We start from the raw sequence: 17,753 nt of genomic DNA, 5'->3' as shown, positions 1-17,753 counted from the left end.
TTCACCGTAACGGCGCGGTGGCGTGCGCCGGCCGCGAAGATTCGGCGATGCGCCGGTGCACGAGCCTGACCAGCGCCAGGTCGGCACCGAGCGGCGCCGCCACGGCCACCGCCCCCGCCGCGAGGGCCGAGCGGCACGCGAGGTCGTAGAGCTTGCCCGGCGCCAGGAAGTAGCTCGCCATGACGACCCGGTGGGCGCCGGCCGCCCGCAGCAGGCCGACCGCCTCCCCCGCCGTCGGTCCCGAGGCCGACGCGTACGCCGGGATGCACGGGACGCCCAGCGCGGTGCCGAGCCGTCCCGCGACCAGGTCCACCGTGGTCCGGGCCACCGCGTCCCGCGTGCCCGCCGCCCCCAGCACGATTCCGTCGAACGGCACCGCCGGCAGATTGCCCCGCAGTGCCGAGAGCAGTTCGACGGGGACGGTGCCGGCGACCGGCCCGAGCACGTCGGTGACCGCCACCGGCAGCGTGAGCCCCTCGGCCCGCGCGTCGACGACGACCTGCGGGATGTCGACCCGCCCGTGGTACGCGGCCGTCAACAGCAGCGGCACCAGCACGGCCGAACGGTGGCCGGCCGCCTCGATGCGCGCCAGCACCTCGCCCGGACGCGGCCCGGCGTGGTCCAGGTAGGACGGCTCGGCGCCGACGGCCCAGGCGAGCGCGCGGGTGTGCATGGCGGCGCGCGGATCCGAGGACCCGTGCGCGACGAGCACGACCGACTGCGCCCGCCGGGGCTTCCCCACCGGCGGCCGGGTGACAGGCCTGTCGAGGGCCAGCGTCACTTGTGGAGCCCGCACTCGCTCTTGTCGAACATCGGCCAGCGTCCCGCCCGCGGGTCGGCGCCCGGAGGGGTCCGCTTGGTGCACGGCCAGCAGCCGACCGAGGCGTAGCCCTGGCGGATGAGCGCGTTGACCGGCACGTTGTAGCGCGAGATGTAGGCGTCGACGTCGGCCTGCGTCCAGTCCACCAGCGGCGCGACCTTGAACTTGCCCTTGCTCGCCTCGTAGCCCACCACCGGCGTGTTGGCGCGGCTCGGCGACTCGTCGCGACGCAGCCCGGCGGCCCAGGCGTCGTAGTCGCGCAGTGCCCGTTCCAACGGAGCCACCTTGCGAAGGTCGCAGCAGGTGTCGGGGTCGCGCGCCCACAGCCGCGGACCGTGCTCCGCCTCCTGCTCACGGACCGTCTGGTCCGGACGGACCGAGCGCACGATCACCGGCAGCGAACGCTGCACCACCTCGCGCACGTGCAGCGTCTCGGCGAAGTGCAGCCCGGTGTCGAGGAAGATCACTTCGATGCCGGGCGCCACCTTCGACACCACGTGCACCAGCACCGCGTCGGCGAAGGAACTCGTCACGCAGAACCGCTCGCCGAACTCCTCGAGCGCCCACTCGACGATCTTTTCCGATGATTGGCCCTCGAGTCTGGCCGATACCTCCTTCGCGAAGGCGATCGACTCGGCGGGGCTGCGCAGAACGGTCGTGCTCACCGCTTCACCTCCAGGACGGACGAGGACAGGCCGACGAACTTGACGGTGAAGACCCGGACACACGCCCGGCACTCCCACGCACCGTGGGACTCGCCGTGCGGCCGCAGGTCCTCTTCCCCGCAGTAGGGGCAGTAGAGGGGTGCTGACCTTTCACTCATTTCAGGGATCCCTCCTCGGCGCGGATGACCCAGTGGGCGAACGATTCACCGTCGGACCGTTCGGCGAGGTAGTTGCGGGCGACGCGTTCGACGTACTGCGGCAGCTCGGCGGCGGTCGTCTTGAGCCCACGCACCTTGCGCCCGAACCCGGCGCTCTGGCCGGCGGCCATCCCGAGCCCGCCGCCCAGGTGGATCTGGAAGCCCTCGACCATGTCGCCGTCGGGGCCGCGCACCAGCTGGCCCTTGAGCCCGATGTCGGCGACCTGGGTGCGAGCGCAGGCGTTGGGGCAGCCGTTGAGGTGGATGGAGATGTCGGCGTCGAAGTCGGCGAGGCGTTCCTCCAGGTGGGCCACCAACTCGGCGGCGCGCGCCTTGGTCTCGACGATCGCCAGCTTGCAGAACTCGATGCCGGTGCAGGCCATCGTGCCGCGCCGCCACGCCGACGGCGTCACCTGCAGGCCGTGCGAGCGCAGGGTGCGCGCCAGGGAGTCGACGTTCTCGCTCTCGACGTCGCAGATGAGGAACTTCTGGTACGGCGTCAACCGCACCCGGTCACTCCCGTGCGCCTCGGCGGCGTCGGCGATCTGGTCGAGCATCGTGCCCGACACCCGCCCGGCGACCGGCGCGGCACCCACGTAGAACTTCCCGTCCCACTGCTTGTGGATGCCCACGTGGTCGATGGGGCGTTCGGGCAGCTCGGGTGCGGGACCGTCGACCAGCGGCCGCTTGAGGTACTCCTGCTCCAGCACCTCGCGGAACTTCGCCGCACCCCAGTCGGCCAGCAGGTACTTGAGCCGCGCGCGGCTGCGCAGCCGGCGGTACCCGTAGTCGCGGAAGATCTGGATCACGCCGAGCCACACCTCGGGCACCTCGTGCAGCGGCACCCAGGCCCCGAGCCGCTGGGCGAGCATCGGGTTGGTCGACAGGCCGCCGCCGACCCAGAGGTCGAAGCCGGGGCCGTGTTCGGGGTGGATCACGCCGACGAACGAGATGTCGTTGGCCTCGTAGGGCGTGTCCGCCAGCCACGAGATCGACGACTTGAACTTGCGCGGCAGGTTGGACAGCGTCGGGTCGCCGATGAACCGTTCACAGATCTCGGTGATCGCCTCGGTCGGGTCGATGATCTCCGACTCGGCGATCCCGGCGACCGGGCTGCCGAGCACGACGCGGGGCGTGTCCCCGCAGGCCTCGGTGGTGGACAGGCCGACCGCCTCCAGTTCGCGCCAGATGGTCGGCACGTCCTCGATGCGGATCCAGTGGTACTGGATGTTCTGGCGGTCGGTGATGTCGGCGGTGTCCCGGGCGTACTTCTTCGAGATGTCTGCCAGCACGCGCAGCTGGGCCAGGCTGAGCTGGCCGCCGTCGATGCGCACGCGCAGCATGAAGTACTCGTCGTCGAGCTCGTGCGGCTCCAGGATCGCCGTGCGGCCGCCGTCGATGCCGGGCTTGCGCTGCGTGTACAGGCCCCACCAGCGCAGCCGTCCGCGCAGGTCGGCGGGGTCGATCGAGGCGAACCCGCCGTGCGCGTAGATGCTCTCGACGCGGGCGCGCACGTTGAGGCCGTTGTCGTCCTTCTTCGTGCGCTCGTTCGGGTTGAGCGGCTCCCGGTGGCCCATCGCCCACTGGCCTTCGCCACGGGCTTTGCGGACCGGCCGTGCGGCGGGCCTGGTACTGGGGGGTTCGGAAGTCAATGTCATTTGGTGCGTCCTCTGATGCGGGGACACGCGAGGCACCGACCAACGCCTGGCGAGGCGCTGGTTGACATCAGTGTCAAAAGCTACGGCGCTTCTGCGCGCCCAACGGAAAGCGGCGGGCGGCGTGTCAGAAGGCCGGACAGATGGCGCTACGGACGCGGCACAGATCCACGTGCCGGCGGCTGATCAGCCGAAGAGAGGACGCCATGCGGTAGATCCTGCCACGCACGCAGGCGCGCCGCCATCACTCAGTGAGTTCCATCTCACCGCATGGAACGAGGAAGAAATCCTATCTCTTTGATAGGGGAACCACAAGCGCGGCCTCCGTTCCGCCGTTCGCACCGCCCCTGATCTCGATCGATCCCCGTAGTTCTCCCGAGGCGAGGGTGCGCACGATCTGCAGCCCGAGGCGTTCGCTGGCGTCCATGTCGAACGTCTCCGGCAGGCCCCGCCCGGTGTCCGTGACCGCCACGTGCACCTCCCGCCGCTTGCGGTGCGCGGAGACCACGACCTCACCGCCCTCCCCGGGGCCGAACGCGTGCTCGACGGCGTTCTGCACCAGCTCGTTGAGGATCATCACGAGCGGCGTCGCGATCTCGGCCGGCAGCACCCCGAACGACCCCTCCCGGCGCAGCACCACGCGGGACTCCGTGGCGGAGACCTCGGCCGCGGCGGCGATCACCCGATCCACGATCCCGTCGAACTCCACCGCCTCGTTGCCGGAATGCGACAGCGTCTCGTGGACCATCGCGATCGACGCCACCCGACGCACGGACTCCTCCAGAGCCGCCCGCGCCGCCGGAACGCCCACCCGCCGCGCCTGCAGTCGCAGCAGCGCCGCCACCGTCTGCAGGTTGTTCTTCACCCGGTGATGGATCTCGCGGATCGTGGCGTCCTTGGTGATCAACTGCCGGTCCCGGCGGCGCACCTCCGTCACGTCCCGGATCAGCACCAGCGCCCCGATCGGCACGCTCGCCGGCATCAGCGGCAGCGCCCGGGTCAGCACCGTCGCGCCGCGCGCCTCGACCTCCTTACGCGCCGGGGCCTCGCCGCGCAGCGCCGCGACGATCCGTTCCGCCGCGTCGGTGCCCTCCAGCGGGTCGTCGGAGAGGCGGCCGACCAGCGCCGCCAGGTCCTCGCCCACCAGGTGGGCGGTGAGTCCCAAGCGACGGAACGCCGACTGGGCGTTCGGGCTGGCGTAGGTGACCTTGCCGGAGGCGTCCAGGCGCACCAGCCCGTCGCCCACGCGAGGCGCGCTGGTCAGCTCGCCCGGGTGCAGCACCGGCGGGAAGGAGCCGTCCGCCACCATCTGCGCGAGGTCGTCCGCCGTGGTCAGGTAGTTCAGTTCGAGCTGCGACGGGGTGCGGGCCGTCGACAGGTTGGTGTCCCGACCCAGGATCGCGATGACGCGGGAACTACCGGGGCGGCGCACCGGGATCGCCTCGTGCCGCGCCGGGGTGTCCCCGTACCAGACCGGATCGCCCTCCCGCCAGATCCGGCCCTGGTTGCGCGCCACCGCCAGGTGCGCCACCTCGGGGCCCCCGGCTATCCGGCCCACCTGGTCGTCCTGGTACGCCGTCCCGGCCGTGCTCGGGCGCACCTGCGCCACGCAGATGAACTCCCCGCCGCTGTCCCGCGGCACCCACATCAGCAGGTCGGCGAAGGAGAGATCGGAGACCAGCTGCCAGTCGCCGGCGAGTCGGTGCAGGTGCTCGATGTCGACGGGTTCGAGGGAGGTGTGCTCCTCGACGAGGTCGCGCAGGGTGGACACGAGCACAGCGTCGCACGCCGGTACATTCAGCGGATGCGCCGCCCGCCAAAGACGATCGTCGGGCTGTTCCTCGGCTGTCTCACGCTGTCGTCATGCGGGTTCGTCGGCACCGGCACCGGCCCCAACAACAAGCCCGACGCGTTCCTCATGCACGGGTACGTGACGGTGGCGATCGGCGAGGGCGCGGGTGCCTCACCGGGCACGCCCTGCACGACGCCGGCCGCCACGGCGGACATCCGCGCCGGTGGGCCGGTGCGCGTCGCCGACCCCGAGGGGCACACGCTCGCCGCGGGCCAGCTCGGCGCCGGTGTCTCCTCCGTCGACGGGGGCAAGCTGCGGTGCAACTTCCCGTTCGAGATCCGCGCCGTGCCCGGCGGGGTCGAGCGGTACGTGATCGGTGTCGGTGACCGGCCGCCGGTCAGCTTCCCCGCGCGCGAACTGCGGGAGAACAAGCCCGCCGTGATCACCGTGGAGGGATGAGATGTCCGTTCCGGACGAGGCCGGCAGCCTGCGCCTGGAGGCCGAGGGCGAGGTCGCGCTCGCCGTGCTCGCCCTGGACGACGGCGAGATCGGGCACGCCGCGGGCCACGCCGCCAACGCGCTCGGCTGCGACCCGACCCTGCCCGAGGCGCACGAGGTCCTGGCCCGGGTCGCCGCGGCCGCCGGCGACGGCGCGCTGGACCTGTACCCGCTCGACGGGCAGGTCTACATCGGCAACGTCGTCGCGCGCGCCCACCTGCTCGCCGCCGCGGGCGACCTGGACCAGGCGCTCGGCCTGCTCGTCGCGGCCACCCGGCACGACCCCGCGACGGCGTGGGCCTCCGCCGCCTGGCTCGACCGCGACGGCGTCGCCGCGCAGATCCCGCCGGACAACCTCGCCGCCCACTTCATGCGCCTGTGCTCCGGCCTGAGCGACCCGATCGACCGGGACACCCGGCCGGCGCTCGCGCCCTACCTGCGGCTCGCCCGCGACGCGGTCCGGGCCCACCCGCGGGACGGCCGGCTGCTCGGCGCCGCATCCGCGTTCGCCCGGCGGATGGGCTCCCCGGCCGAGGCGATCCGCTGGGCCCGCCGCGCCACCGAACTGGAGCCGGGCCTGCTCTCCTCGATCTGGCTCGGGTACGCCTACCGCACCGCCGGGCTGGTCGACGAGGCCGTCGCCGCCTGGGAGGGGAGCCTGGCGTACGAGCCGAAGAACTGCGCCGTCATGACCGACATCGCCGAGCTGCTCGCCAACAACGACCGGCTCCCCGAGGCCCTCGCCTGGATCGAACGGGCCGCCGCGATCAACCCCCGCGACCCGTCGGCGTTCCCGACGGCGTGCGCGCTGCGGTACCTCGACAGCGGGGACGTGCACCACCTCGTGCGGCTCGCCGACCACGTGCGCGACCACCCCGGCGAGGCACATGCGGAGGGGATGCTGACCGGCACCTGCCGCAAGCGCGACTGGCTCGGTGGCGTTCCCGGTACGGACACGACCTGGGCGCATCCGGTGGCCGCCTACGACGACGCGCTCGCCCGGCCCGGCACCGGCCGGGTCTGGGAGTCCCTGGGCCTGCTGCACCACCGGGCCGACGAGCCGTGGGAGTCCTCGACGCGGCGGGGCGAACTCGTCGCCCGGCTGTCGGACCCCGACGCCGAGACGCGCGAGTGCGCGCTGTTCGCGCTGATCGTGGCCGCGTGGGTCGAGCCGGCGGTGCGCGCCGACGTGGCGGCCCTGGTGCGGCACCACGCGGACGCGCCCGCCGCCCTCGTGCGGATCACGCCGAGCGCCTAGCGCCGCTCCAGGCGCAGGGCTTCGTTATTCGATGACCGCGATAAGGTCGCCCTCCTGGACGACGTCGCCCTCGTTGACGGCGATCTTGGCGATCACGCCGTCGGACTCGGTGATCACCGGGATCTCCATCTTCATGGACTCCAGGATCACCAGCGTGTCGCCGTCCTCGACCTCGTCGCCGACGGCCTTCACGATCTTCCACACGTTGGCGACCATCTCGGCGCGAATCTCGTCGGCCATCGGTTCTCCTCCAGGTTGAGCGCACGTCGGGTGGTATCCAATCATGCTCCCGGTCGTAATTCCCTCGCCCCGCCGAAGATCCACCGTCATCCTTGAGCCGAGCCGCGCACGAGAGGAGTTCCGTCGAGAGAAAGGCGTGCCAGGTGGAATCCGCGATCACCGTGACCCCGGCCCAACTGCCCGGGATCCTGTTGCACCTGGCGGTCGTCCGACCGGTCTTCCTCTGGGGGCCGCCGGGCATCGGCAAGAGCTCGCTGGTGCGGGCGTTCGCCGACGCGCTCGGGCTGCCCTGCGTGACGCTGCTCGGCACCCAGCTCGCCCCCGAGGACCTCATCGGTGTCCCCGAACTGGTCGAGGGGCGCAGCCGCTTCGCGCCGCCCGAGACCATCGCGCGCGACGAGCCGTACTGCCTGTTCCTCGACGAACTCAACGCCGCCACCCCCGAGGTGCAGAAGGCGTTCTACTCGCTGATCCTCGACCGGCGCGTCGGCGCCTACGAACTGCCCGCCGGGTCGATCGTGCTCGGCGCGGGCAACCGGGCCACCGACAACGCGCTCGCCCGCCCCATGGCGTCCGCCCTGGTCAACCGGCTCGTCCACGTGCACCTGCGGGCCAGCGCCACGGACTGGCTGGGCTGGGCCGGCGCGGCCGGGGTGCACCCCTGGATCTGCGACTACCTGACCCAGCGGCCCGACCACCTGTGGATCAAGCCGCCGACGTCCGAGGAGCCGTTCTCGACGCCGCGCGCGTGGCACATGCTCTCCGACGCGCTGCACTCCTACGGCGACGACATCGCCGAGGAGACGCTCCGGGTGATCGCCTACGGCACGCTCACCACGTCGCACGCGTCGGCGTTCTGCGCATACGTGAAGACGTTGCGGCACCGGTACGGGCTCGACGCCATCGTGCGCGGCGACCTGTCCTGGCCGCGCCGGCCGGAGGACCGCGACCTGCTGTTCTTCTTCGCGGAGGCGTTCCGGGCGCGGCTCGTCAAGGACCTGCCGGCGTCGAAGGAGCACGCCTCGCGGTCGGTGCGGGAGTTCGCGCGGCGGGCCAAGTCGCTCCTCGTGGAGCTGGCCGAGATCTCGCTCGAATGCGCCCAGCTCGTCATCGCCTCCGACGACGACGGGATGCCGGTGCTGCCCGGCTGGTTCCTGCTGGACGTGAGCCGGGACCTGCCCCGGCTCGTCGCGGCGCGGACCTGACATGGCCCGGCACAAGCCCAAGCGCCGCGACCCGCGCGCGGAGATCTTCGAGGCGGCCTGGGCGAACGTCTACAACAACTCGCTCTTCTCCGCGATGGTGTACGACCCCACCCGCACCGGTCTGCCCCGCGCTCTCGTGTGGCGGCACGAGGAGGCCCCGGTCGCCCGGGCCCGCGGCTGGGCCGTCGTGCACGGCAACGGGCTGATCGAGGTCAACCCGCTGCGCCACGGCACGCTGGAGGAGTGGACCTGGGTGCTCGCGCACTGCCTGCTGCACCTGGGCTTCGGTCACCTCGACGGGCCGGTGCCGGACCGGTTCCACGCGACGGCGTGCTGCCTCGTGGTGGCCCGGTTCCAGCAGGCGCTGCGGCTCGGCGAACCCCCGACGGCGCTGCCGGCGGAGCTGCCCAACGCGCCGGAGGAGGCCCTCGCCGACCGGTGGCGCCACACGGGCGTTCCCGAGGAATGGGCCGCCCTGGCGATCGGCGGGGCGGACGCCGACCTGGCGCCGTGGGAGGCCCCGCCGCCCCGCAACTCGACGATGAGCCCACTGACCTGGAGCGAACGCCTCTCCGTCGGCCTCTCCGCGGCGGCCACCAACGCCGTGCACGAGGCCGGGCAGCACCGGCACCTGCACGCCGACGCCCCCGACCCCAACAGCCGGTGGGAGGTCGCGCGGCGCTGGTTCGTGTCGTCGTATCCGCTGCTGGCGGCCCTGGCGACGGGGTTCACGATCGTCGCGGAACTCGACGTGGTGCGCGCGCTGGGCATCTCCGTCGCGGCCGTCGACACCGAACGCGCCGAGATCTACATCAACCCGTTCTGCAACCTGTCCGAGGAGGAACTGCGCTTCGTCCTCGCCCACGAGATGCTGCACGCCGCCCTGCGCCACCAGGAACGCGTGGGCGGCCGCGACCCCTACCTCTGGAACATCGCCGCCGACTACGTGATCAACGGCTGGCTCGTCGAGATGGCCGTGGGCCAGATCCCCGACGGGCTGCTGTACGACCCCGCGCTCAAGGGCCTGTCCACCGAGGCCGTGTACGACCGGATCGCCGGCGACCTGCGGCGCATGCGGCGGCTGGGGACCCTGCGCGGGCGCGGCGTCGGCGACATGCTCGACGGGCGGCACGACGACCTGTGCCGCGGCCGGGTCGGCGACCCGGTGGACCTCGACGAGTTCTACCGGCGGGCGCTGGTGCTCGGGCTGGAGCACCACCGCGCGCAGGGGCGCGGCGACGTGCCGGCCGGGCTGGCGGCCGAGATCCGGGTGCTCGACCAGCCGCCGATCCCGTGGGACGCGGAGCTGGCGAAGTGGTTCGACGCGCACGTGCGGGCCGCGGAGAGGCGGCGGTCGTACGCGCGGCCCTCGCGCCGGCAGGCGTCCACCCCGGGCATCCCGCGGCCCGGCTGGTACCTGCCGGAGGAGCAGGAACGGCGGGTCACGTTCGGAGTCGTGCTCGACACGTCCGGCTCGATGGGCGTGCGGCTGATGGGCAAGGCGCTCGGGGCGATCGCGTCGTTCTCCCGGGCGCGGGACGTGCCGGCGGCCCGGGTGATCTACTGCGACACCGTCGCCTACGACGCCGGGTACGTGCCGGTCGAGGAGATCGCGGGGCGCGTGCGGGTGCGCGGGCGGGGCGGCACCGTTCTCCAGCCGGCGATCAACCTGCTGGAACGCGCCGAGGACTTCCCGAAGGACGGCCCGATCCTGGTGATCACCGACGGCTGGTGCGACCCGCTGCGGATCCGGCGGGAGCACGCGTACCTGATGCCGGCGGGCGCGCGGCTGCCGTTCCGGCCACGCGGCCCCGTCTTCGAGGTGCGGTAGCGCTACTCGGGCAGGTACTCGTGGGTCTCGGCCTCGAAGACCAGCTCGGCGAGCCGCACCCGCAGCCGCTGCTTCAGCTCGGTCGGCGCGGTCTCCTTGCCGCAGCAGCGGGCCACCAGCGCCTTGACCTCCTGCTCGATGCCGTACTCACGCAGGCAGGGCGAGCACTCGTCCAGGTGGTGGCGGATCAGGTCGCGCCGGTCCTCGGTCGCCTCGAGGTCGAGGTAGTAGTAGACCTCGGCGAGCACCTCGCGGCAGTCCGTTTCGTGTGGGTCCCCGCAGCTCATCGGGCCCCCCGCTCAGTGCGCGGCTCCGCCCCACGGCGGCTTCCCTCCGCTGCGCTGCGGTCCAGGCGCCGCGCTTTGCACTCGCTCATTGGGCCACCTCGGGTTCGGGTTCGGCCACGCCACGGGTGAACCCGCGGTCGGACGCGTAGCGTTCGAGCTGACGCCGCAGGTTGCGCCGGCCGCGGTGCAGCCGGCTCATGACGGTACCGATGGGCGTACCCATGATGTCGGCGATCTCCTTGTAGGAGAAGCCCTCCACGTCAGCGAGATACACGGCGAGCCGGAATTCCTCGGGCAACCCCTGCAGGGCGTCCTTCACGTCGGAGTCCGGCAGCCGGTCCAGCGCCTCCGTCTCGGCCGAACGCAGTCCGCTGGACGTGTGCGACTCGGCCTCGGCGAGCTGCCAGTCGGTGATCTCCTCCGTCGGCGCCTGCACCGGCTGGCGCTGCCGCTTGCGGTAGGAGTTGATGTACGTGTTGGTCAGGATGCGGTACAGCCAGGCCTTGAGGTTGGTGCCCTCTTCGAACTGGTGGAAGGCGGCGTACGCCTTCAGGAACGTCTCCTGGACCAGATCCTCGGCGTCGGCCGCGTTGCGGGTCATCCGCAGGGCGGCGGCGTAGAGCTGGTCGATGAACGGCAATGCGTCCCGTTCGAAACGGGCCCGCCGTTCATCGGTCCTTTCGGTACGCGCCACGCGGGGGACCCCTTTCGACCGTCCCCGAGAGGATACGCCGGGTCCGGCCGGGGCGTCGGGCAACGGTCGGGTGCGCACCGTCCGAGCGACGGCCGGGGCGCTGCCCGTCACCGGCCACTCCGGGCCTTCGATCACTGATCGCAACCAGTTGCTCTGTGGGTCGCGTTCCCTGATGGGTGTCACGGGGGCTACAACGTCACGGGCCCCTCGAGATCTTCCCGGCCGAACGCCCCGCCTGACCCGGCGGCCGGGGCAACTTGCTGGGGACCGCCGTCGACCGCCGGGTGCAGGAAGGGCCTGGGAGCGGGCGGCCGACCCGCCGGACGCGAGCCTGCCACCATGTGGAGGAGCCCGGGTCGCCCCGGGTTCACGGTGGTCAACGACGCGCGAGCCATCCTGTGACGGCCTGGGCGACGGCTTCGAGATCCTTGCGCAGGTCGTGCACCGCTCCGGGGATCACGACCACCTCGCGTCCGGGTGCCTCCGGCGGCAGGCCGAACGGGTCCCGGTCGCCGTTCACCACGAGGGTGGGCAGTCCGGTGTCCAGCTCGGCCAGCCGCGACTTCTCCGGCTTGCCCGGCGGATGAACGGGAAATGCCAGCGCGAGCACGGCGACGGCACCCGCGGCGGTGGCCGTTCGGCACGCCACCCGCGCACCGCTCGAACGCCCGCCGACCACCAGCGGCCCGCCGCCGACCTCCGCCAGAACCGCCAACCACGCCGTGTCCAGTTGCGTGGCCGGTGCGGGCGCACGCCGGCCGGCCACCCGGTAGGGCTGGGTGACCCGCGCGACGGTGAACCCGGCGGCCACCGCCGCATCGCGCACGGCGACCAGGTCGGGTGCGGTCACGCCACCGCCGGCACCGTGTCCGAGGGCGAGCGTGCCCCGGGACACCCCGTCGGGCCGGTCGAGGTCAACTCCGGCCGGCCCGAACGGCGTCTCGATCATGCGCATGCCCGCCAGTCTGCCGGTCCGGCGGCGACGCACGCGCCATTCGGTTCATGCTTATGGTCTGGCGCCCACCGGTGCCAGTTCGACGCTGCGACGTGGTGGCGCGATGAGCCGGATCAGCGGCAACATCAACGGTTCGGCAGGCCGGTCCGCCGTGCCGTTCTCCGCGCGCCACGCGACGAGCATCGCGCGACGTTCCCGTGGGGTTGTGGCACCCCACACGCCATGACAGTCACCGACCTCCAGCGCCCACGCCAGGCAAGCACCCTGAACGTCGCAGGTGCGACAGAGGGCCACAGCGGCGTCGGCGGGTTCACTCGGTGCCGGAAAGAAGGTTTCCGGATCAACGGCCTGACACGCCCCCCGTGTCCGCCAGGCTGGATCAAGGCCGCGCTCGTCGACCGCGCGTAGCAGGCGCGGGTCTCTTCGTGCAGCGTCGACCTCGTGCGGCCGGGGCATCCTTGCCCGGGTCATTCACCCACCTCCCCCGTGGGTAAGCACGACAAAGAAAGCGGGTGGGCATCGACGCGGGCACCGTAGGTACGACGGGGCACGCAAAATGAAGCCCACCGGCGCTGAGTTCTATCGCAGAAGTAATGCCGGTTACAAGGCTTGGGCTACAGAAAGTCAAACTCGACGCGCGTAAATGCGGTCAAAACAACGTGAGATCGACACGCCCGTCCGGCTTCACCGGTGTGCCGATGCCGGGAATCCGTGTAACCAGTGACGGTCCGTCATTGCGCACATCACCGACCGCCGATCCCACGGGGCGGATCTCGAACCCGCTGAGATATTCATCGGTTGGTGGGGCCAACAACAAATCCGGATCCGCATCGCCGTCGAGCCAGGTGTCCCACTTGTCGGGAGAAAGCGTCAACGGCATTCGATCATGAACGGTCGCCAGGTCGCCGCGCGCCCCCGTGGTGACCACGCTGCACGTGAGCAGCTTGCGCTCGGCATCGCCCCAGACGGACCACAGGCCGGCGAAGACAACCACTCCGCCGTCCCGGGGCGTCATGAAGTAAGCCTGCTTCTCCTTCGGGCCGAGTTTCACCCACTCGTACCACCCGTCGGCCGGCACCAGGCAGCGCCGCTTGGCGAACGACGACTTGAACGCACCGGAGGTGGCCACCGTCTCGGCACGGGCATTGATCATGCGCGCCGCGCCCTTGGTGTCCTTCGCGTAGGACGGGACCAGGCCCCATGAGACCAGCGAAATCACCCGCGCGTCCGCGCTTTTGGACACGCGCACCACGGGCACCGAATCGGTCGGCGCGACGTTGTAGTCGGGCGCCAAGCCGTCGTCGGTCTCGTCCTGGGCGTCGAACAGGGCAGCCAGGTCGACCGCGCTCCGGGTCGTCGCGTAGCGGCCACACATGGGATCAACCGTAGCCGTCGCTCCGTTCGTTTGCCGCCCGGCAGACATTCCGGAACGCCCGACGGCCCGAACGCGTCGCCGACCGGGCCGGCCGATGACCACCCGCGGCAACCGTCCGACGACGGGCCGGCAGACTGTACCCGTGGCAACCGCGATCCATACCCCAGCGCCCTGGCCCGCGCCCACCGCCGACGGGCCGGTCAGCGCGAGCGTGCGCCTGCCCGGTTCCAAGTCGATGACGGCGCGGGCACTCGTGCTGTCGGCGATCTCCGAGGGCTCCAGCACGCTGCGGCTGCCACTGCGCGCCCGCGACACCGAACTCATGGCCCAGGCCCTGCGCTCGCTCGGCGGGCACGTCTCCACCCCGGACGAGACGCTGTGGACCGTGCGCTCCCGGCCGTTGCACGGGCCGGCCGCGATCGACGTCGGGCTCGCCGGCACCGTGCTGCGGTTCCTGCCGTCGGTCGCCGCGCTCGCCGAGGGGCCGGTCTCCTTCGACGGCGACCCCTACGTGCGCAAGCGGCCGATCGCCCCGCTCGTCAACGGGCTGCGCGGCCTGGGTGTGCGGATCGACACCGCCGAGGGCGACGGGCTGCCGATGACCGTGCACGGCACCGGGACGGTTCCCGGCGGCGAGGTCACGATCGACGCGTCGCGCTCCAGCCAGTTCGTGTCGGGGCTGCTGCTCGCGGCGACCGGGTTCGCGCACGGGGTGGTCGTGCGGCACGAGGGGCCGCCCGTGCCGAGCGCGCCCCACCTGCGGATGACCGTCCAGATGCTGCGCTCGGCCGGCGCGGCCGTGGACGACAGCGTTCCGGACGTGTGGAGCGTGGAGCCCGGGCGGCTGAAGGGGCGCGGCTGGAACGTCGAACCGGATCTCTCCGGCGCGGCGCCGTTCCTCGCGGCCGCGCTCGTCACCGGCGGCTCGGTCACCGTCCCGGACTGGCCGGCGGCCACCACCCAGCCCGGCGACCGGCTGCGCGAGCTGCTCACCACCATGGGCGGCGAGGCGACCCTGCACGCCGACGGGCTCACCGTCCGCGGCACCGGCCGCGTTCACGGGCTCAGCGCCGACCTCTCCGAGATCGGGGAGCTGACCCCGGTCCTCGCGGCCCTCGCCGCCGTCGCGGACTCCCCCAGCAGGTTGACCGGCATCGCCCACATCCGGACCCACGAGACCGACCGCATCACCGCTCTTTCGCGGGAACTGGGAAAGCTCGGCGCGGACGTCACCGAGCTGCCCGACGGGCTGGAGATCCGGCCCCGACCGCTCACCGGTGCCGCGTTCGACACGTACGACGACCACCGCATGGCGCACGCCGCCGCCGTCATCGGGCTCGTGGTGCCAGGGGTGCGGCTGAGCGACGTGGCGTGCACCTCGAAGACCCTGCCGCAGTTCCCGACGCTCTGGTCGGACATGGTGACGGGAGGCGGCGACTGAGTCGCAAACGCGAGTACGACGAGGACGACGTCCGGATCCGGCCGGGTCGCTCTACCCGTCCGCGCACCCGCACCCGACCGCGGCACGCGGACGCCGTTCCGGCCCTCGTCGTCGCCGTCGACCGGGGCCGCTACACGTGTGTCCTGGACGGCGACGACCGGCCGATCACCGCCATGCGCGCCCGCGAACTGGGCCGTCACGGCGTCGTCGTCGGCGACCGGGTGGACATCGTCGGCGACGTGTCGGGCAGCCCCGGTTCGCTCGCCCGCATCGTGCGCATCGCCGAACGCACCTCCGTCCTCACCCGCACCCCCGACGACTACGAGGACGCGGTCGAGGGCCGCCAGGAACGCGTCGTCGTCGCCAACGCCGACCAGATGGTGATCGTGAACGCGCTCGCCGACCCGCCACCGCGCACGGGTTTCATCGACCGTTGCCTCGTCGCCGCCCTCGACGCCGAGATCGAACCGCTGCTCTGCCTCACCAAGGCCGACCTCGCCGGCCCGGAGCACCTGCTCGACTACTACGCGGGCCTCGACCTGCCCTACGTGCTGTGCCGCCCGGACGCCCCGCTCGACCCGCTCCTCGAACGCCTCACCGGCCGCCTGTCGGTCCTCGTCGGCCACTCGGGCGTGGGCAAGTCCACCCTGGTCAACCGCCTCGTCCCGGACGCCGAACGCGCGGTCGGCGCGGTCAGCGCGGTCGGCAAGGGGCGGCACACGTCCACCAGCGCGGTGGCCCTGCGCCTGCCCGGCGGCTGGATCGTCGACACGCCCGGGATCCGCTCGTTCGGACTGGCGCACGTGACGGCCGACAGCCTGCTGCACGGGTTCCCGGACCTGGTGGAGGCATCGACGAAGTGCCCACCGAACTGCGACCACACCGGTGCGGGCGGCACCTGCGGACTCGACGCGCTCGTGGCCGCGGGCGGAGCCGACCCGCGGCGACTAGCGTCATACCGCCGGTTACTGTCTTCGCGCGCCGGCGACGATCCGACGCGCGATGCCGAGGAGGCAGGCCGCGCCGGCGCCGATCCTGGGGAGTAGTTGCATGACCGACCTGACCGCCGCCGTGGAGCGGCACTGCGAACTGTTCAACGACTGCGTCAGAACGGGCGACTGGGCGCCGTTCACGGCGTCGCTCGCCGACGACGCGCGCATGGCGTTCACCGATGTGCCGGTGGGGCCCTTCGAGGGCAGGGAGCAGATCGCCGTCGCCTACAACGAACAACCGCCCACCGACACGCTCACTCTGGAGGCCGTCGAGACGCTGGACCCGCACACCGCCCGCGCCCTGTTCGTCTGGGACAACAGCGGCGAGGACGGCGTCATGGTGCTGCGCTGGGACGACGGGAAGGTCGCCGCGATCGAGGTGACGTTCAGCGCTCAGGCGACCTCGACGTAGCCGCCGCTGCGCCAGTACACGCCGTCCTCCCGACTGAGCAGCAGCTCGTCGACGAGGTAGCGGCGCAGCGTCGCAAAGTCGTCGTGCCAGGCGCGCAGGGTGGCGTTCACGACCTTCTCGGGGTAACGGATCCCGGGCTCGAACGCCAACGCGATGTGCTCCAACACGATGCGGCGCTTGCCGCGGGCCGCCGGATACTGCGCCAGCCTCCCGTTCACGATGAACGTGCGCAGTACCGCGTCCCGCTGACGGTCCGGGTCGAGCGGCTCGGCCGGCTCAGCCCGTTCCCCCGCCAAACGAACGGCGTCCTTGAACGCCGACAGCTCCGCGACCAGCGTGCCCCCGGCGGACGCCACCAGTCCCCCGTGCTCCAGGCGGCGCAGCGCCGACGCGACACCGCGGGCGGGAAGTCCGCTCGCCGCGGCGATCTCGGCGGGCGTCGTGGCGCCCAGCACCACCGCGGCGAACACCTTCGCCCGCTCGGGCTCGGCGAGGAGGCCGCACAAGGCGGCGGCGTCGGGGGACATGCGTCGAGCCTAGGCCGCGACGGAAGCGGATTCCGTCAGCCGGCACTGCTAGCGTTTCGCCGCATGGCCCGGTACGCGGATGATCTCGCCCTCGCCCACATGCTCGCGGACACCGCAGACTCGATATCGATGCCGCGGTTTCGCGCGCAGGACCTGCACGTGACGCAGAAGCCGGACCTGACACCGGTCTCCGACGCCGACACCAGCGTGGAGAAGGCCATCCGGGCGACGCTGGCCCGCACCCGGCCGCGCGACGCGGTGCTGGGCGAGGAGTTCGGCGCGACGGCGGCGGCCGCGGGCTCCGGCAAGCGCCAGTGGGTGATCGACCCCATCGACGGCACGAAGAACTTCGTCCGCGGTGTACCGATCTGGGGGACGCTGATCGCTCTCCTGGAGGGTGACACGCCGGTCGTGGGGCTGGTCTCCGCGCCCGCGCTGGGCCGCCGCTGGTGGGGCGCCACGGGTCACGGCGCGTACGCGGGTCGACACTCCGCGGCGGCCACCCCGATAAAGGTCTCCGGGGTGTCGCGGCTGGCCGACGCGTCGTTCTGCTACTCGTCGCTGGGGTCCTGGGAGGAGATCGGCAAGCTCGACGGGATGCTCGACCTGATGCGCCGTTCGTGGCGCAGCCGGGCGTACGGCGACTTCTACGGCTACATGCTGGTCGCCGAGGGCGCGGTCGACGTGATGGTGGAGCCGGAACTGTCGCTGTGGGACCTCGCCGCACTTGTACCCATCGTGACGGAGGCGGGCGGCGTGTTCACCGACCTGACCGGCCGTCCGGGACCCTCCGGCGGCAGCGCGGTGGCCAGCAACGGAAAGCTCCACGACGACGTGATGGAACGCCTCGGACTCTCCACCGCCTGGCCCACCGGGGGACCGGCCTGACGGGTGCCGTTTGGCCGCCCG

Annotated in this window: 21 protein-coding genes; 8 read left to right on the top strand and 13 right to left on the bottom strand. The window is 72.1% G+C overall.

The window, feature by feature from the left end:
• Window position 1: 1 nt before the first annotated feature.
• The 6 genes from Val02_RS35160 to Val02_RS35140 all read right to left on the bottom strand — a co-directional run bounded on the left by Val02_RS35160 (window position 2) and on the right by Val02_RS35140 (window position 5,108).
• Window positions 2-742 carry a sirohydrochlorin chelatase gene (locus Val02_RS35160; RefSeq protein ID WP_275415639.1) on the bottom strand — a complete coding sequence of 247 codons (741 nt, stop codon included), beginning with the start codon at window positions 740-742 and terminating at the stop codon, window positions 2-4.
• Between the two features lie 35 nt (window positions 743-777).
• Entirely contained in the window at window positions 778-1,485 is a 708-nt protein-coding gene (locus Val02_RS35155; RefSeq protein WP_203903606.1) for a phosphoadenylyl-sulfate reductase, read from the bottom strand.
• Complete coding sequence (locus Val02_RS35150) at window positions 1,482-1,643, bottom strand: hypothetical protein (RefSeq protein WP_203903605.1); 162 nt, start codon at window positions 1,641-1,643, stop codon at window positions 1,482-1,484. The genes Val02_RS35155 and Val02_RS35150 overlap by 4 nt, the downstream gene beginning before the upstream one ends.
• A complete protein-coding gene (locus Val02_RS35145) occupies window positions 1,640-3,340 on the bottom strand; it encodes a nitrite/sulfite reductase (protein ID WP_203903604.1) in 1,701 nt (566 codons plus the stop codon). The genes Val02_RS35150 and Val02_RS35145 overlap by 4 nt, the downstream gene beginning before the upstream one ends.
• 124 nt (window positions 3,341-3,464) lie before the next feature.
• Complete coding sequence (locus Val02_RS48745; protein WP_373317998.1) at window positions 3,465-3,545, bottom strand: putative leader peptide; 81 nt, start codon at window positions 3,543-3,545, stop codon at window positions 3,465-3,467.
• Between the two features lie 81 nt (window positions 3,546-3,626).
• Window positions 3,627-5,108, bottom strand: a complete 1,482-nt coding sequence (locus tag Val02_RS35140) for a sensor histidine kinase (protein ID WP_203903603.1) — start codon at window positions 5,106-5,108, stop codon at window positions 3,627-3,629.
• A 33-nt stretch (window positions 5,109-5,141) separates the two neighbouring features.
• On the opposite strand from Val02_RS35140, the gene Val02_RS35135 reads away from it, so the two are divergent.
• Both Val02_RS35135 and Val02_RS35130 read left to right on the top strand, forming a co-directional pair.
• Window positions 5,142-5,588: a hypothetical protein gene (locus Val02_RS35135; protein WP_203903602.1), complete on the top strand. Its 447-nt coding sequence runs from the start codon at window positions 5,142-5,144 to the stop codon at window positions 5,586-5,588.
• Window position 5,589: 1 nt separating this feature from the next.
• Window positions 5,590-6,885 (top strand): tetratricopeptide repeat protein, encoded by a 1,296-nt coding sequence (locus Val02_RS35130; protein ID WP_203903601.1) that lies wholly within the window; start codon window positions 5,590-5,592, stop codon window positions 6,883-6,885.
• A gap of 24 nt (window positions 6,886-6,909) precedes the next feature.
• On the opposite strand, the gene Val02_RS35125 is transcribed toward Val02_RS35130, so the two are convergent.
• The gene (locus Val02_RS35125) at window positions 6,910-7,125 is read right to left on the bottom strand and encodes a biotin/lipoyl-binding carrier protein (protein WP_203903600.1); all 216 of its coding nucleotides are present in this window, start codon (window positions 7,123-7,125) and stop codon (window positions 6,910-6,912) included.
• Between the two features lie 161 nt (window positions 7,126-7,286).
• Between Val02_RS35125 and Val02_RS35120 the strand changes: the two genes are divergently transcribed.
• A complete protein-coding gene (locus Val02_RS35120) occupies window positions 7,287-8,330 on the top strand; it encodes an ATP-binding protein (protein WP_203903646.1) in 1,044 nt (347 codons plus the stop codon).
• 1 nt (window position 8,331) lies between these two features.
• The gene (locus tag Val02_RS35115; protein WP_203903599.1) at window positions 8,332-10,161 is read left to right on the top strand and encodes a vWA domain-containing protein; all 1,830 of its coding nucleotides are present in this window, start codon (window positions 8,332-8,334) and stop codon (window positions 10,159-10,161) included.
• 2 nt (window positions 10,162-10,163) lie between these two features.
• Here the strand turns inward: Val02_RS35115 and rsrA are convergent, their stop codons facing one another.
• From rsrA to Val02_RS35090, 5 genes are all read right to left on the bottom strand, one after another.
• Window positions 10,164-10,448 carry a mycothiol system anti-sigma-R factor gene (gene rsrA / locus Val02_RS35110; protein ID WP_203903598.1) on the bottom strand — a complete coding sequence of 95 codons (285 nt, stop codon included), beginning with the start codon at window positions 10,446-10,448 and terminating at the stop codon, window positions 10,164-10,166.
• A gap of 85 nt (window positions 10,449-10,533) precedes the next feature.
• Window positions 10,534-11,142 carry a sigma-70 family RNA polymerase sigma factor gene (locus Val02_RS35105; protein WP_239153570.1) on the bottom strand — a complete coding sequence of 203 codons (609 nt, stop codon included), beginning with the start codon at window positions 11,140-11,142 and terminating at the stop codon, window positions 10,534-10,536.
• Window positions 11,143-11,518: 376 nt separating this feature from the next.
• Window positions 11,519-12,106: an alpha/beta hydrolase family protein gene (locus Val02_RS35100; protein WP_373317997.1), complete on the bottom strand. Its 588-nt coding sequence runs from the start codon at window positions 12,104-12,106 to the stop codon at window positions 11,519-11,521.
• A 42-nt stretch (window positions 12,107-12,148) separates the two neighbouring features.
• On the bottom strand, window positions 12,149-12,568 hold the full coding sequence (locus Val02_RS35095; RefSeq protein ID WP_373317994.1) for a WhiB family transcriptional regulator: 420 nt from the start codon (window positions 12,566-12,568) through the stop codon (window positions 12,149-12,151).
• Between the two features lie 178 nt (window positions 12,569-12,746).
• Window positions 12,747-13,472 (bottom strand): SOS response-associated peptidase, encoded by a 726-nt coding sequence (locus Val02_RS35090; protein ID WP_203903596.1) that lies wholly within the window; start codon window positions 13,470-13,472, stop codon window positions 12,747-12,749.
• A gap of 94 nt (window positions 13,473-13,566) precedes the next feature.
• Between Val02_RS35090 and aroA the strand changes: the two genes are divergently transcribed.
• The 3 genes from aroA to Val02_RS35075 are packed head-to-tail and all read left to right on the top strand — an operon-like array spanning window position 13,567 to window position 16,317.
• Entirely contained in the window at window positions 13,567-14,913 is a 1,347-nt protein-coding gene (gene aroA, locus Val02_RS35085) for a 3-phosphoshikimate 1-carboxyvinyltransferase (protein ID WP_203903595.1), read from the top strand.
• Window positions 14,880-15,959 (top strand): ribosome small subunit-dependent GTPase A, encoded by a 1,080-nt coding sequence (gene rsgA / locus Val02_RS35080; RefSeq protein WP_373317996.1) that lies wholly within the window; start codon window positions 14,880-14,882, stop codon window positions 15,957-15,959. The genes aroA and rsgA overlap by 34 nt, the downstream gene beginning before the upstream one ends.
• 4 nt (window positions 15,960-15,963) lie before the next feature.
• Complete coding sequence (locus Val02_RS35075) at window positions 15,964-16,317, top strand: nuclear transport factor 2-like protein (protein WP_203903594.1); 354 nt, start codon at window positions 15,964-15,966, stop codon at window positions 16,315-16,317.
• On the opposite strand, the gene Val02_RS35070 is transcribed toward Val02_RS35075, so the two are convergent.
• The gene (locus Val02_RS35070; protein WP_203903593.1) at window positions 16,299-16,844 is read right to left on the bottom strand and encodes a DUF2087 domain-containing protein; all 546 of its coding nucleotides are present in this window, start codon (window positions 16,842-16,844) and stop codon (window positions 16,299-16,301) included. The two genes, Val02_RS35075 and Val02_RS35070, sit on opposite strands and share 19 nt — an antisense overlap.
• Before the next feature lie 63 nt (window positions 16,845-16,907).
• Between Val02_RS35070 and hisN the strand changes: the two genes are divergently transcribed.
• Complete coding sequence (hisN, locus tag Val02_RS35065; RefSeq protein WP_203903592.1) at window positions 16,908-17,732, top strand: histidinol-phosphatase; 825 nt, start codon at window positions 16,908-16,910, stop codon at window positions 17,730-17,732.
• Window positions 17,733-17,753: the final 21 nt, after the last annotated feature.

It is taken from the genome of Virgisporangium aliadipatigenens, assembly GCF_016863615.1.
GTDB lineage: Bacteria > Actinomycetota > Actinomycetes > Mycobacteriales > Micromonosporaceae > Virgisporangium > Virgisporangium aliadipatigenens.
Note: the sequence above shows the minus strand (reverse complement) of the source record. Positions and strands in the feature narration are given on the sequence as shown.

Excerpts from the sequence above, each read along its gene's own strand:
- Val02_RS35150 (WP_203903605.1), bottom strand. The coding sequence starts at position 1,643 with ATGAGTGAAAGGTCAGCACCCCTCTACTGCCCCTACTGCGGGGAAGAG.
- Val02_RS48745 (WP_373317998.1), bottom strand. The coding sequence starts at position 3,545 with ATGGCGTCCTCTCTTCGGCTGATCAGCCGCCGGCACGTGGATCTGTGC.
- Val02_RS35145 (WP_203903604.1), bottom strand. The coding sequence starts at position 3,340 with ATGACATTGACTTCCGAACCCCCCAGTACCAGGCCCGCCGCACGGCCG.
- Val02_RS35135 (WP_203903602.1), top strand. The coding sequence starts at position 5,142 with ATGCGCCGCCCGCCAAAGACGATCGTCGGGCTGTTCCTCGGCTGTCTC.
- Val02_RS35095 (WP_373317994.1), bottom strand. The coding sequence starts at position 12,568 with ATGACCCGGGCAAGGATGCCCCGGCCGCACGAGGTCGACGCTGCACGA.
- Val02_RS35125 (WP_203903600.1), bottom strand. The coding sequence starts at position 7,125 with ATGGCCGACGAGATTCGCGCCGAGATGGTCGCCAACGTGTGGAAGATC.
- Val02_RS35075 (WP_203903594.1), top strand. The coding sequence starts at position 15,964 with ATGACCGACCTGACCGCCGCCGTGGAGCGGCACTGCGAACTGTTCAAC.
- Val02_RS35115 (WP_203903599.1), top strand. The coding sequence starts at position 8,332 with ATGGCCCGGCACAAGCCCAAGCGCCGCGACCCGCGCGCGGAGATCTTC.
- Val02_RS35070 (WP_203903593.1), bottom strand. The coding sequence starts at position 16,844 with ATGTCCCCCGACGCCGCCGCCTTGTGCGGCCTCCTCGCCGAGCCCGAG.
- aroA (WP_203903595.1), top strand. The coding sequence starts at position 13,567 with ATGACCACCCGCGGCAACCGTCCGACGACGGGCCGGCAGACTGTACCC.
- hisN (WP_203903592.1), top strand. The coding sequence starts at position 16,908 with ATGGCCCGGTACGCGGATGATCTCGCCCTCGCCCACATGCTCGCGGAC.
- Val02_RS35090 (WP_203903596.1), bottom strand. The coding sequence starts at position 13,472 with ATGTGTGGCCGCTACGCGACGACCCGGAGCGCGGTCGACCTGGCTGCC.
- rsrA (WP_203903598.1), bottom strand. The coding sequence starts at position 10,448 with ATGAGCTGCGGGGACCCACACGAAACGGACTGCCGCGAGGTGCTCGCC.
- Val02_RS35130 (WP_203903601.1), top strand. The coding sequence starts at position 5,590 with ATGTCCGTTCCGGACGAGGCCGGCAGCCTGCGCCTGGAGGCCGAGGGC.